This is a genomic window from Klebsiella michiganensis, assembly GCA_000963575.1.
GTDB classification, from domain to species: Bacteria; Pseudomonadota; Gammaproteobacteria; order Enterobacterales; family Enterobacteriaceae; genus Cedecea; species Cedecea michiganensis_A.
Window position 1 is genome coordinate 40,050 of sequence record CP011077.1, and the last position, 13,859, is coordinate 53,908.

At 46.3% G+C, this 13,859-nt stretch carries 15 protein-coding genes; 10 read left to right on the forward strand and 5 right to left on the reverse strand.

All coding sequences use genetic code 11. From position 1 onward, the window contains the following. Positions 1-110: 110 nt before the first annotated feature. Positions 111-569 (reverse strand): deoxyuridine 5'-triphosphate nucleotidohydrolase, encoded by a 459-nt coding sequence (locus tag VW41_00175; GenBank protein AJZ87570.1) that lies wholly within the window; start codon positions 567-569, stop codon positions 111-113. Then, on the reverse strand, positions 547-1,761 hold the full coding sequence (locus VW41_00180; GenBank protein AJZ87571.1) for a bifunctional phosphopantothenoylcysteine decarboxylase/phosphopantothenate synthase: 1,215 nt from the start codon (positions 1,759-1,761) through the stop codon (positions 547-549). The genes VW41_00175 and VW41_00180 overlap by 23 nt, the downstream gene beginning before the upstream one ends. Before the next feature lie 161 nt (positions 1,762-1,922). Here VW41_00180 and VW41_00185 point away from each other — a divergent pair, with 161 nt between their 5' ends. The 4 genes from VW41_00185 (at position 1,923) to VW41_00200 (ending at position 4,117) form a co-directional block, all read left to right on the forward strand. Then, positions 1,923-2,600 (forward strand): hypothetical protein, encoded by a 678-nt coding sequence (locus VW41_00185; GenBank protein ID AJZ87572.1) that lies wholly within the window; start codon positions 1,923-1,925, stop codon positions 2,598-2,600. Positions 2,601-2,814: 214 nt separating this feature from the next. After that, positions 2,815-3,051: a 50S ribosomal protein L28 gene (gene rpmB, locus VW41_00190; protein ID AJZ87573.1), complete on the forward strand. Its 237-nt coding sequence runs from the start codon at positions 2,815-2,817 to the stop codon at positions 3,049-3,051. Between the two features lie 20 nt (positions 3,052-3,071). Continuing rightward, entirely contained in the window at positions 3,072-3,239 is a 168-nt protein-coding gene (rpmG, locus tag VW41_00195) for a 50S ribosomal protein L33 (protein ID AJZ87574.1), read from the forward strand. A 68-nt stretch (positions 3,240-3,307) separates the two neighbouring features. After that, positions 3,308-4,117, forward strand: coding sequence for a formamidopyrimidine-DNA glycosylase (locus VW41_00200; GenBank protein AJZ87575.1), 810 nt, complete (start codon positions 3,308-3,310; stop codon positions 4,115-4,117). Here VW41_00200 and coaD read toward each other — a convergent pair whose 3' ends face one another. Both coaD and VW41_00210 read right to left on the reverse strand, forming a co-directional pair. Continuing rightward, entirely contained in the window at positions 4,118-4,597 is a 480-nt protein-coding gene (gene coaD, locus VW41_00205; GenBank protein ID AJZ87576.1) for a phosphopantetheine adenylyltransferase, read from the reverse strand. It lies immediately after the preceding gene. A gap of 8 nt (positions 4,598-4,605) precedes the next feature. Further along, the gene (locus VW41_00210) at positions 4,606-5,883 is read right to left on the reverse strand and encodes a 3-deoxy-D-manno-octulosonic acid transferase (protein ID AJZ87577.1); all 1,278 of its coding nucleotides are present in this window, start codon (positions 5,881-5,883) and stop codon (positions 4,606-4,608) included. Positions 5,884-6,293: 410 nt separating this feature from the next. Here VW41_00210 and VW41_00215 point away from each other — a divergent pair, with 410 nt between their 5' ends. The 6 genes from VW41_00215 to VW41_00240 all read left to right on the forward strand — a co-directional run bounded on the left by VW41_00215 (position 6,294) and on the right by VW41_00240 (position 12,563). Then, entirely contained in the window at positions 6,294-7,325 is a 1,032-nt protein-coding gene (locus tag VW41_00215) for a lipopolysaccharide core heptosyltransferase RfaQ (protein ID AJZ91804.1), read from the forward strand. Continuing rightward, positions 7,325-8,449, forward strand: coding sequence for a glucosyltransferase I RfaG (locus tag VW41_00220; protein AJZ87578.1), 1,125 nt, complete (start codon positions 7,325-7,327; stop codon positions 8,447-8,449). The genes VW41_00215 and VW41_00220 overlap by 1 nt, the downstream gene beginning before the upstream one ends. Further along, on the forward strand, positions 8,442-9,239 hold the full coding sequence (locus tag VW41_00225) for a heptose kinase (GenBank protein ID AJZ87579.1): 798 nt from the start codon (positions 8,442-8,444) through the stop codon (positions 9,237-9,239). The genes VW41_00220 and VW41_00225 overlap by 8 nt, the downstream gene beginning before the upstream one ends. 65 nt (positions 9,240-9,304) lie before the next feature. Continuing rightward, positions 9,305-10,315 (forward strand): lipopolysaccharide 1,3-galactosyltransferase, encoded by a 1,011-nt coding sequence (locus VW41_00230; GenBank protein ID AJZ87580.1) that lies wholly within the window; start codon positions 9,305-9,307, stop codon positions 10,313-10,315. 84 nt (positions 10,316-10,399) lie between these two features. Then, a complete protein-coding gene (locus VW41_00235; protein ID AJZ87581.1) occupies positions 10,400-11,413 on the forward strand; it encodes a glucosyltransferase in 1,014 nt (337 codons plus the stop codon). A 7-nt stretch (positions 11,414-11,420) separates the two neighbouring features. Continuing rightward, entirely contained in the window at positions 11,421-12,563 is a 1,143-nt protein-coding gene (locus VW41_00240) for a lipopolysaccharide 1,2-N-acetylglucosaminetransferase (GenBank protein ID AJZ87582.1), read from the forward strand. A 72-nt stretch (positions 12,564-12,635) separates the two neighbouring features. Here the strand turns inward: VW41_00240 and VW41_00245 are convergent, their stop codons facing one another. Then, positions 12,636-13,844 carry a ligase gene (locus VW41_00245; protein AJZ87583.1) on the reverse strand — a complete coding sequence of 403 codons (1,209 nt, stop codon included), beginning with the start codon at positions 13,842-13,844 and terminating at the stop codon, positions 12,636-12,638. Positions 13,845-13,859 lie beyond the last annotated feature (15 nt).

The following is a 13,859-nucleotide window of genomic DNA, read 5'->3' on the forward strand; positions in this document are numbered from 1 at the left end:
ACCCCTGAAAAATACCTTGTCAGGTAAGCACCGAACCGCGCCCGCAAACGCCTGGTTTGCGGTCTGTTTTAACGTTATCTGCGCGGTAGGGTTACGTTGATAAAACGGTATTACTGGCGGCCTGAATGGCCAAAGCCGCCTTCGCCACGGTCGCTGGCGTCAAAATCTTCGACCAGGTTAAATTCGGCCTGCACAACAGGCACAAAGACCATCTGTGCAATGCGTTCACCAGGCTGAATAGTGAAGCTGTCCTGGCCGCGGTTCCACACAGAAACCATCAACTGACCTTGATAATCGGAGTCAATCAGCCCCACCAGGTTACCCAGCACAACGCCGTGTTTGTGGCCCAGACCGGAGCGAGGCAGGATGACCGCGGCCAGGGAGGCGTCAGCAATGTGAATAGCCAGGCCGGTTGGCAGCAGCGTGGTTGCACCAGGTGCAAGTTCTACGGCGTCATCCAGGCAAGCGCGCAGGTCAAGACCGGCAGAGCCGGAGGTGGCGTAAGTTGGTAATGGGAATTGCTGACCAACTCGCGGGTCCAGAATTTTAACGTCGATTTTTTTCATCATAGCGGGTAACGATCTCGTCCAGTAAAAGGTGGCCAAGGAGTGCTTTACGCTCAAGCGGTAAGACTTTGTCTCCCTCCTGCCAGAAAAGGTGCAATGCGTTATTGTCGCTATTAAAGCCCTGATTATTCTGAGATACGTCATTGGCGCAGATCAGATCCAGGTTTTTAGCGGCACGCTTTTTCCGGGCGTATTCTTCCACATTATTTGTTTCGGCGGCAAACCCTACGACATAGGGACGTCCTTCTGAAAGTGCCGCCACTCCCGCAACAACATCCGGGTTTTTGACCATTTTTATCGTAATTTCATCGCCTTGCTTTTTAATTTTCTCGTCCGCAACCACGGCTGCTCGATAGTCGGCAACGGCGGCACAGCCAATGAATATATGCTGCCCGACGGCGCGTTTTTGGACCGCCTCATTCATTTCCAGTGCTGTAGTGACGTCAATACGGTTAACCCATGCCGGAGTAGGCAGATTTACCGGGCCTGAAATCAGGGTGACGTTGGCCCCGCGAGCTGCCGCTGCTGCAGCGATAGCAAACCCCATTTTTCCCGAGCTGTCGTTAGTAATGTATCTGACGGGATCCAGGCGTTCGCGAGTTGGGCCGGCGGTAATCATGACGTTCAGATGTTGCAGATCTTTGACTACGGAGAAATGTTCAACGGCCATATCAACCAGCGTTAGCGGATCCAACATCCGGCCCGGTCCAATATCGCCACAGGCCTGGCTCCCGCTATCCGGGCCCCAAATCAAAAGACCCCGGGCGCTTAGCACGCCCAGATTATGTTGGGTGGCCGCCGCGCGGAACATTTGTTGGTTCATTGCCGGAACAACGGCAACCGGAGCGGGGGTTGCCAGGCAGATAGTGCTGACCAGGTCGTTTGCCATTCCAGCAGCCACGCGGGCGATCAGGTCTGCCGTTGCGGGTGCCAGTATCACTAAATCTGCCCATTTGCCGAGTTCGATGTGGCCCATGGCAGCTTCTGCCGCGGGATCTAGCAAACTGTCGGACACCGGATAACCGGACACTGCCTGTAAACTTAGTGGCGTGATGAAGGCCTTCGCCGCCTCGGTCATTACCACTCGTACATCCGCTCCGCGATCGCGCAGACGACGAACCAGCTCAGGTGTTTTATAGGCAGCAATACCGCCGCTGACACCAAGAACAATTTTCTTGCCGGAAAGTCCCATCATGATTTTTATCCGTTGGAGGTCACAGTCGAATCGCCATTTTATCACAATCCCTGACATGCGCCTTTTTGCAGTTTGCGAGGCGCTACGCAAGAGCAAAACCCGCTGGTCGCCTGACAAGAAAAAAGGCCGCATGATGAGGGTGATAACAGAAGGAGTATGTGATGGACAGGGATCTTGAGATTGAAGAAGCGTATTTACCCAGGGAAAAACTGCTGCAATTTGGTGTCGGTTCTCTCACGGACACAGAACTGCTGGCACTCTTTCTGCGCACGGGCCACCAGGGGATGCATGTTCTTGTTTTCGCCAATATGCTGTTGCGTAAGTTTGGTTCCCTGCACCGTTTGTTGTCGGCAGATTATTCCCATTTCAAAAAAGTGAAGGGGATTGGCGAAGCAAAATACACCCAACTAAACGCGATTGCCGAGCTGGCGAGGCGTTATTATTCATCTCAGGGCGTCAAAGAGCTCTCTTTGCTTACGCCCGAGAAAGTGCGGGAGTATGTTCAGAGTCAGCTGACGACCGAACAGCGTGAAATCTTTATGGTGCTGTTTTTGAATAACCAGCATCAGGTTATTAAATGTGAGCGTTTGTTCGCCGGCACGCTAAGCCACGTTGAAGTTCATCCGAGAGAAATTGTCCGCGAAGCGATGAAATGCAACGCCGGTGCCATTATACTGGCGCACAACCACCCGTCAGGTAAGGCCGAACCCAGTAAAGCAGACCGGGCTATTACGGAACGCATCGTGAAAGTTTGCCTGTTTATGGAAATTCGAGTGCTTGATCATCTGGTTATTGGTCACGGAGAATACGTTTCTTTCGCTGAACGAGGGTGGATTTAAGCCATCAGGCGCGATCCATAGGGATCTTTGTCTGTTCGGGACTTGAGCACATGCCTCACACAGCGTATACTACGCCACCTTTGAGAATCTCGGGTTTGGCATTATGCGCCTGGCACTGTGGTTCACATTGAACCGCCAGGGACCAGGCTTGCAGCCTGACGAGGCGCCTAACCCTATACGAAGCTCGAGCTAATTTGATTTTTGGAGAATAGACATGTCCCGAGTCTGCCAAGTTACTGGCAAGCGTCCGGCGACCGGTAATAACCGTTCCCACGCACTGAACGCGACTAAACGCCGTTTCCTGCCGAACCTGCACTCTCACCGTTTCTGGGTTGAGAGCGAGAAGCGTTTTGTCACCCTGCGTGTATCTGCTAAAGGTATGCGTGTAATCGATAAGAAAGGCATCGATACAGTTCTGTCCGAACTGCGTGCCCGTGGCGAAAAGTACTAAGTACTTAGAGGAAATAAATCATGGCTAAAGGTATTCGTGAGAAAATCAAGCTGGTTTCTTCTGCTGGTACTGGTCACTTCTATACCACCACGAAGAACAAACGTACTAAGCCGGAAAAACTGGAACTGAAAAAGTTCGATCCAGTTGTCCGTCAGCACGTTGTATACAAAGAAGCCAAAATTAAATAATTCTGGTAACTTTGTTGAAGAAACCCGGCTCAGGCCGGGTTTTTTTATGTCTGCTTTTCGGAGGAGAGATGCCTGAATTACCAGAGGTAGAAACCAGTCGACGCGGTATTGAGCCGCACCTGGTGGGTGAAACCATCTTGCATGCCGTGGTACGTAATGCCCGGCTGCGCTGGCCGGTTTCTGATGAAATACATGCCTTGAGCGATAAACCGGTGCTAAGCGTGCAGCGACGCGCAAAGTATTTGCTGCTGGAGCTTCCGGATGGCTGGATAATCATTCACTTGGGAATGTCCGGTAGTCTGAGGATCCTCGCGGAAGAGCTTCCCGCGGAAAAACACGATCATGTCGATCTGATCATGAGTAATGGTAAAGTCCTCCGCTATACCGATCCCCGCCGCTTTGGCGCCTGGCTATGGGTCAAAGAGCTTGAAGGCAGCAACGTATTGGCACATCTTGGGCCAGAGCCGCTGAGTGAGGCATTCAGTGCAGAATACTTGCGCGAAAAATCTGCCAAAAAGAAAACGGCCATTAAGCCCTGGCTGATGGATAACAAATTGGTTGTGGGAGTGGGGAATATCTATGCCAGCGAATCTTTGTTCGCGGCGGGGATCCATCCTGACCGCAGCGCGCAGTCGTTATCAAAAAAAGAGTCTGAAACCCTGGTTGCAGCGATCAAAGCGGTGTTGCAACGCTCAATAGAGCAAGGTGGAACGACTTTAAAAGACTTCCTCCAGTCTGATGGTAAACCAGGCTATTTTGCTCAGGAGCTGCAGGTATATGGGCGAGAAGGAGAGCCTTGCCGTGTATGTGGTACGCCAATTGTTGCCGCTAAGCACGCACAGCGTAGCACTTACTATTGCCGCCGCTGTCAGCGATAGCTATTTAAGCCTTTCGATAAGCGCTTTACAGACATGTTCAGGCAGGAAGTGCGCGACGTCCCCGTGATGGCGTGCCACTTCTTTGACCAGGGAAGAAGAGACAAACGACCACTCTTTCGACGGCATCAGGAAGACGCTTTCCAGTTCGGGCATGAGATGGCGATTCATATGTGCCAGCTGCATCTCATATTCAAAATCTGCCGCGGTACGTAGCCCACGCACCAGGACGTTTGCCTGCTGGTTGCGTGCAAAGCTTGCCATTAAATCGCTGAAGCCCAGAACCTGAACGTTAGGTAAATGTGCAATCGCCTGCTGTGCCAGCGCGACGCGTTCATCCAGGGTGAACAAGGCGTTTTTGCTGGGGCTTGCCGCAATCGCAAGGATCACCTGGTCAAACATACTGGCTGCACGGGTAACGATATCAATATGACCGTTGGTGATAGGATCGAAAGTCCCCGGATAGATTGCCCGCTTTTGCATATCTGACCTTAGTGTGTTTTAGGGGGGAGATAAGGTTCCAGTAGCTGCAACAGGCGCTGTAATGCACCCTGGTTCTGGTAAAGCACTTCCACAGCATGGCGCCCGTAGAAGTTACGATAATCCTCATCTGTGAGCAAAGACGCAATCTCTTTTACTAATGACTGCTCGTCGGTCACGGTGATTAGGCCATCTGCCTTGGACAGACGCGCACAGATATCTTTGAAATTAAAGGTATGTGGCCCCATTAACACTGGAATAGCGTGTGCGGCAGGTTCGAGTGGGTTATGACCACCACGTTCAACTAACGACCCCCCCACAAAGGCCAAATCGGCAATACCGTAGAGCAGCATCAGTTCACCCATTGTATCGCCAATGACGACCTGCGTGCTGGAGGATGGAACTTCCCCAGAAGAGCGAGTGATGAAGCTCAATCCTGCATTTCTGACCAGATTGATGGCGTCAGGGAAGCGTTCCGGGTGACGTGGAACAAGAATCAGTAATAAATTAGGAAACTGCTTTAAAAGCGACTGATGAGCCTGCACGACAATGCTTTCTTCGCCTTCATGCGTGCTGGTTGCTATCCAGACAGGGCGGTGCGGTGCCCACTGGCGGCGAAGTGTGACGGCGCGAGCGGCCAGCTGTGGCGTTACAGAGATATCAAATTTAAGGCTGCCGGTAACCGTCAATTGGCTTCGTTTTGCGCCTAGCGAGATGAAGCGTTCACCGTCTTCTTCGTTCTGCGCGGCGATAAGCGTAATACGCTGCAGCAGCGTTCGGACAAAGTCACCCAGTTTTGCGTAGCCTTTCGCCGAGCGTGCGGAAAGTCTGGCATTGGCAATCACTAGCGGAATATAGCGTTTGTGTAGCGCGGCTATCAGGTTTGGCCAAAGTTCGGTCTCCATAATAAGCACTAGCTTGGGATCGACTTTATCCAGGAAACGGTTTAGCGCACACGGTAAATCGTAAGGCAGATAGACGTGCTGAACGTCTTCTCCGAATGCGGACATGACTCTTTCTGAGCCGGTTGGTGTCATTGTCGTGACGGTAATCGGCAACTCTGGATAGCGGTGACGAAGAGCGCGAACCAGAGGGATTGCGGCCAGTGTTTCACCCACCGAGACCGAATGCAGCATGATGCCGCCGGGCTTGAGCGGCTTTTTATAAAAGCCGTAGCGCTCGCCGATGCGTTTGCGGTATGCCGGAGCTTTACGACCGCGCACCCACAATCGCAGCCAGATGAGTGGCTGTATGAGGTAAAGCAGTATGGTGTAAAGCAATTGGAGCATAGGACACGGCTGGCATTATGAATGTGCTGGGGATTCTATGTATTTAACCTGAGCTTTGCCATTACTTTTGCGGAAATTGGGCGAAAACCGGGTTGATGGGTATCGTCAAAGATATGTATTGCCGGGCAATTATCGGATTGAGGCGTTGTACAAAAATCAAAAGTTGGATTGTCTTGGCGTTTAATGATGTAAATCCATTTTAATTCATCTAGTTATCACTGCGTTGTGTTGGCATTCGTATCCTTCGGAATGGGTGGCGATAAGTGATACACTACACGTAAAAATGAACACGTTGTCAGTGAACAGGTAGCTGTGGAGCCTGGGGCGGTAGCGTGTTTTTTATTTTTCGGTATTGCTGAGATTAAGAGCTGACGGTGAATACGACATTTAAAAGAATTTTGGTGATTAAAATGCGCTTTCACGGCGATATGTTGCTGACAACGCCGGTGATCAGCACCCTTAAGCGCAACTATCCTGAAGCAAAAATAGATGTCCTGCAGTACCAGGATACCCTTCCCATTCTTTCTGGGAACCCAGAAATAAATGCGGGCTACGGTATAAGCAACAAGGGTGTTAAAACAGGAAAGAAAATCAGCAATTTTCTCTCTTTGGTGCGTCGCCTGCGAAACAATCACTATGACCTGATCGTAAATCTGACCGATCAGTGGAGCGTAGCATTGATGGTTCGCTGCCTGGGCCCGGCAGTAAAAATTTCCCAGGACTACGCTCACCGGCAGTCTTCATTCTGGAAAAAAAGCTTCACTCACCTTGCCCCTGTCGTTGGCAAACATGTCGTTGAAGCGAGCCTCTCAGTACTGTCGCCTTTAGGAATTACTGATTTTTGTACAGAAACAGCGTTGTACTACACTCAGGCCGACTGGCAAAAGATCCGTGAAATGCTTGATGCTGAAAATGTTGCAGACAGATATGTTGTTATTCAGCCGACGGCCCGACAGCTATTCAAGTGCTGGGACAATGATAAGTTTTCTCAGGTTATTGATTACTTGCAGGATGAGGAATTCCCGGTTGTATTGACCTCTGGACCGGGTAGTGACGATCTCGCCTGTGTTAATGAGATAGCTCAAGGGTGCAAAAAGCCGCCCGTTGTGGCGCTTGCCGGCAAAACAACTTTCCCTGAGTTGGGCGCATTAATCGATCATGCGGCATTGTTTATTGGGGTAGATTCTGCGCCGGGGCATATCGCCGCGGCGGTAAAAACGCCTGTCATAAGCCTGTTTGGTGCAACGGACCATGTTTACTGGCGCCCATGGACAGAGCAAATCACGCAATTCTGGGCAGGTAACTATCAATCTATGCCGTCTCGTGCCCAGCTAGACCGCAATAAAAAATATATGTCGGTGATCCCTGCTGAGGATGTTATTGCCGCCATTTCTAAAATGCTGCCTGTCGCTGCGGCACGACCACCAAGAGACGAAGCGTGATGACAGTTGCTTTTTGCCTGTATAAATATTTTCCCTTTGGCGGCCTGCAGCGCGATTTTATGCGTATTGCCGGGGCTGTTGCATCGCGTGGGCATAAAGTCCGGGTTTATGTGCAGTCCTGGCAGGGTGAGAAACCTGATGCCTTTGATATTATTATCGTTCCTGTGCGTTCAAAAACAAACCACGGTCGTAATGCTGAATATTATCAATGGGTGAAGGCACAACTGCGCCAGCATCCGGTAGACCGCGTGGTTGGCTTTAATAAGATGCCGGATCTCGATATTTATTATGCTGCAGACGTTTGTTACGCCGAAAAAGTAGCAAAAGAGAAAGGTTTCTTTTATCGCCTGACCTCGCGATATCGGCATTATTCACAGTTTGAAAAAGCCACATTCGAGAAAGGTAAATCAACCAAGTTGTTGATGCTGACTGATAAGCAAATTGCTGATTTTGAAAAACACTATGGTACGGAATCTTCACGTTTTCTGATCCTGCCTCCAGGTATTTACCCCGATCGTCGATTCGACAACCACCCACATGGTAGCCGGGAGCGTTATAGAGAAAAAAACGGCATTGGTGTGAATGACTACCTTGTTTTACAGGTAGGCTCCGATTTCTCACGTAAAGGCGTTGATCGCTCTATTGAAGCACTGGCTGCTTTGCCTGAAGCCATCCGTAGTAGAACCACTCTGTTTGTCGTCGGCCAGGATAAACCCGGGCGGTTTAAGGCATTAGCGCAGAAACGTGGCGTAGAGAGCCGGATTAGTTTCTTCTCCGGAAGAGATGATGTGTCTGAACTGATGATGGCTGCTGATGTTTTGATTCATCCTGCCTATCAGGAAGCTGCCGGTATTGTCTTACTTGAGGCAATAGCTGCCGGATTGCCTATCCTTGTGACGGAAGTTTGCGGCTATGCACATTATATCGCAGACGCTAAATGTGGGGCTGTAATCCAAGAACCGTTTAGCCAGGCTTCGCTTAATGAGACTTTGTCTGGGGTTCTGGGTAATACAGAGCAGCGTCAGGGCTGGGCTGAGCACGCTCGTCATTATGCCTCAACCCAGGATATTTATAGCCTGGCTGAAAAGGCAGCAGATATCATTGTGGGAGAGTCGCGTGGTTGAGTTAAAAGAACCTTTTACCTCTCTTTGGAGAGGTAAAGACGTTTTTGCTGAAGTCAGAAAACTTCAGGGGGAAGTTTTTCGCGAACTGGAAACACGCCGCACGTTGCGTTTCGAGACCGCAGGAAAAAGCTATTTCCTAAAATGGCACCAGGGAACATCTCTCAAAGAAGTGATAAAAAATCTTATTTCACTGCGAATGCCGGTATTAGGGGCCGATCGTGAGTGGAAGGCGATTCATCGACTGAAAGCCCTGGATGTCGATACGATGCAGGGCGTTGGTTTTGGTGAAAAAGGGTTAAATCCAATCAACAAAACGTCGTTTATCATTACGGAAGATTTAACGCCCACGATCAGTCTCGAAGATTACTGCGTTGGTTGGGCGACGAATCCACCTGATGTAAAAATTAAGCGGATGCTGATTGGGCGTGTTGCCTCGATGATGCGTAAAATGCACGGTGGCGGTGTAAATCATCGCGATTGTTACATTTGTCATTTCTTATTGCATCTACCTTTTACTGGTCAGGAAAGCGATCTGAAAATTTCGGTGATTGATCTGCATCGTGCGCAAATTCGAGGAAAAGTTCCTCGGCGCTGGCGGGACAAAGATCTCATTGGACTCTATTTTTCATCGATGAATATTGGGCTGACGCAGCGAGATATTTGGCGCTTTATGATGACGTATTCTAATAAGTCACTTAGAGAAGTGATAGAAATAGAACATGCACTGCTGGCTAAAGCAGAAGATAAAGCAGAAAAAATCAAAGAACGAACGATTAGAAAATCATTGTAGTAGCCTGTGAAGGGCGCCCTTGCCGGTTACAGTCGTCTATTCATCTTAGTCGGATAAGAATCAAAATGTCTCAATTCAGTGATGAAGATATCATCCTTTCGGTTTTCGATTTTAACTACCAGGAAAAGAATGCCACCAATGTTCTAAATATAGCATTTGGTATTGATAAAAATTTCCTTTTCGGGTGTGGCGTTGCAATTTCCTCCGTATTGTTGAGTAATGCATCTGCATTTTTTGAGTTTCATGTATTCACTGACTCATTCAGTGAGGCCGATCAGACTCGATTTGAAGAATTAGCTAAGCAATATAAAACACATATTAATATCTATGTGATTAACTGTGAGAAGCTAAAATCGTTACCGAGCACAAAAAACTGGAGTTACGCGACATACTTCCGTTTTATAATTGCAGATTATCTTTATCACAAAGTTGATAAGCTTCTTTATCTGGATGCGGATATCGCCTGCAAAGGTAGTATTCAGCCGTTAGTCGATTATGTTTTTGCAGAGAATGAAATTGCCGCTGTGGTTGTGGAGAGGGATATCGAGTGGTGGTCGAATCGGGCCACAACGCTTTCGACACCAGAGTTGATGTCCGGTTACTTCAATGCGGGTTTTTTGCTTATAAACATCAATGAATGGAATATCAACAATATTTCTTCTAAAGCAATAGAAATGCTGCGAGATCCCCAGTGGGTAGAAAAAATCACTCACCTTGACCAGGATGTTCTGAATGTCCTGTTGGTAGGGAAAGTTAATTTCATTGAAGGAAAGTATAATACTCGTTTCAGTATTAATTATGAGCTGAAAGATAACGTAGTGAATCCTGTCACTAATGAAACTGTTTTTATTCATTATGTCGGGCCGACAAAACCTTGGCATGACTGGGCCACTTATCCCGTTTCTCTGAGTTTTTTAACAGCGAAAGAAGCTTCACCCTGGCGTAATGTCGAGCTTTTAAAGCCCATAAACAGCCATCAATATCGATACTCTGCAAAACATAAATTCAATCAAAAGCTTTATCTGCAGGGTGTTCTAAATTACTTTAACTATTATGTGGCTAAATTTAAAGAGTAGTTGTGCGTGCTACTGTGTTGCTGGTGTGGAATATTATGGAAGTCTTCGTAATACACAACTAATTGTGATTAAAGGTAATTAACATTGAACTTTAAACAAATCACGAAGTTTAACGATATTATTGTTCTGGATCGACGCCTTGTAAAGTGTGATGAGCGGGAAACTTTCAATATTTCATGGGGCATCGATAAAAATTATCAAGTAGGCGCCGCGATATCGATTGCGTCTGTTCTTGAAAACAATAAACAGTATGATTTTACTTTTCACATTATAGCAGATTATTTAGATAATGAATATGTTGCCCTGTTAACACAGTTGGCAGAGCAATATAAAACGGTCATAAAAGTTTATCATATTGATGATGCGCCGCTGAAATCTTTACCTAAAACTAATATCTGGCCAGTATCAATATACTACCGTTTGCTTTCTTTTGATTATTTTTCTGAGCGTCTTGATAGTTTGTTGTACCTCGATGCTGATGTTATATGCAAGGGATCGTTGAAGTCTTTAATCTCTTTAGAGTTTGATGAAGAGTATGGCGCGGTGGCTATTGATGTCGATTCCATGCAAAATAAAAGTGCAGTACGTTTGCAAAATCCAGAATTTGACGGTAGATATTTCAATTCCGGAGTGATGTACATAAATTTAAAACAGTGGCATAAAGCAAATTTAACGGAACAATTCTTCAGCTTGCTTTCGGATGAGAGTATAGTGGATAAATTAAAATATCCTGATCAAGATATTCTAAATATTATATTTCTTAATCACGCAAAGATATTGCCTAAAGAATACAATACCATTTATTCTTTGAAATCAGAATTCGAGAAGAAAAACCAGAGGTATTACCGGGAGTTTATTCAGGAGAATACAGTATTTATACATTATACGGGTGTTACTAAACCCTGGCATGACTGGGCGAATTATCCATCGGCACAGTTTTTCCGTAATGTATATGATGTTTCACCCTGGAAGAAAATACCTTATCAGAGCGCAGTTAAAAAGCATGAGTATAGAGAGAAGTATAAGCACCTGCTTTATCAAGGTAAGGTATTTGGTGGCCTGTGTGCTGCTGTTAAATATAATTTAATGCAGAGTTGAAAATCATATGGTTGATAAAATTATATTTACTGTCACACCTATTTTCTCTATCCCTCCACGAGGCGCCGCTGCTGTAGAAACATGGATGTACCAGGTTGCGCAGAGAACGTCTATTCCTAACCGTCTCGTTTGCATTAAAAATGAAGGGTACACGGATTTTTCCTCTGTAAATGATAACTGTAGTATCCATCGCATTGGATTTAGCCGAATATATAAGCGCCTCTTCCAAAAATGGACGCGCCTTGATCCTCTGCCATATTCGCAGCGCATACTTAATGTTGCCAAAGATTTTCATATTACGGATGACAGCATTGTCGTTGTGCATAACAGCATGAAGCTTTATCGGCAAATCAGGCAGCGTGCTCCTCAGCAGAAAATCGTTATACATATGCATAATGCGTTCGAGCCAAAAGGGTTGGACCAGGATGTAAAAATGCTTGTACCAAGCATGTTCTTAAAAGATTTTTATCAGAATTTTTTGCCGAAGGCCGATATTAAAGTTGTCGCTAATGGCATTGATTTGGATATTTACCAATCTGCTTACACGCCGGTTTCTAAAGCAGAGCTGGGCATTTCTGAGAATGATAAAGTTATCTTCTATGCGGGGCGCATTGTTCCGGATAAAGGGATATTACTGCTTATGCAGGCGTTTGAAAAACTCGCCAGGCTGCACGAGGATATGAAACTTGTCGTGGTGGGTGATTACCTCGAAGTGAGCAAAAAAGATAACGGTGCTTATCAGCGTGAAGTCAGAGAAATTGCTGAGCGTTTGCAGGGGCGATGCATTCTGCTCGGAAGTATCGCACCAGAACAAATGCACCGTTACTACCCTCTTGGTGATTTAGTTGTCATTCCTTCTCAGTTTCAGGAGCCATTTTGTATGGTGGCTATTGAGGCAATGGGGGGAGGCAAGCCGGTACTGGTTAGTACCCGTGGTGGCATGGTTGAATTTGTCAGGGAAGAAGAGACGGGTTTTCATCTGCGAGAACCCATGACAGCGGACTCTATTGCTCAGGATATAATGAGCACACTGCAAAATTCGGAAATAAATGTCATGGCGAAAGGTGGCCAGAACTATGTTTATAAGCATTTTAGTTGGGCCGGAGTCACCCAGAGATTTGAAGAAGTGATTAATAACTGGTTTCACTAGCTAAAGTCGCTCTTGGCTTTTTCTTTAATTTGAATAATAAAAGGCTACTTGATGTAGCCTTTTTTACTGTGATTACTTATTTTTCATCGCTATCAGTAACCCAACCAATATGCCTAGCAGGTCTAGCTGTATTTGTTCAACATTCCCTCGAATGATGAAATAGCCGATAAATGATAATAATATTATCATGTAGGCATTTATTGGGAATGATTGATTTCTGTTTAAGGCGTTGGCGATACACTCTTTAGCTATCGCTATATAAGTCATCAGTAGGGCAGCTAATCCGAGCAGACCCGTACCGAACCAGACAAATAATGCCAGATTGTGCGGCCCGATAGATTCACGAAAAGTCCAGTCTGGATAATCTACCACACGCTTGTTGTAGACGTCTTTGTAGGCTATATTTCCAAAGCCATACCCAACAACAGGGTTTTCCATAATAAGATCCCAGGCGCTACCTTGAGTACCATTTGTATAGCGATAGGAACTATCGGCCTGTTGAAGTTTAAATATAAGAGTGGTAGAGGCTTGTTTGTGTGTGAATATCAAGGCAAGCGCAACGGCTGCAATAATCGCACCCGTAATCAATAGTTTCCATTGCTTATTAAGTAAAATCCACAGAAGACTAACGATCAGTACGGAAAGCCATGCACCACGGGAAAGTGTGCCCAAAATAAGGAATAAATAGGCAATGCTGAGGATAACAAATGCAACTCTGTATTTAGTTGATTTTATTAGCCACATGCTCAGGAGTGCAGGGAAAAGAAATACCATAGAGTCTGATATACCGCGATGCCGGTAATCGATAAATGGCATCACACCTTGCTTATAATCCTGATAGTAAAGCACGAGTTCTGTTAAGCAGCGCAGGCTCAGTGCTGTAATAAATGAAAAGAAAATGAGTTTAGAAATCAACTCTTTACTTTCATTTCTCAGCAATACTGGAATAACTATTGTACATAAGAGCGTGTTTTCCAGAACCGATCGGCTGATTTGTTTCAGACTTGCTTTGAAATCAGGAGTATGAAACAGAGAAAGCAATACGGCGACAGTCAAAAAAACGATACTGTAGAAAAGTGATGTTTTGAAAACAGATAGGAAGTGCCTTGGTTGCTTGTATAGATATACGATTGTTGTTATCGCCATCAGTATAACAATCAAATGTTTATAACGAGTGATATCACCTAAAAAATAAGTGGCAATAAATAAGAATACAAGTGTTCTATTCCAGTATAAGGTCCAGTTTTTTTTCTCATTAGAAAAAAATAATGTAGGGGCCATCTCTTCTCCGATATC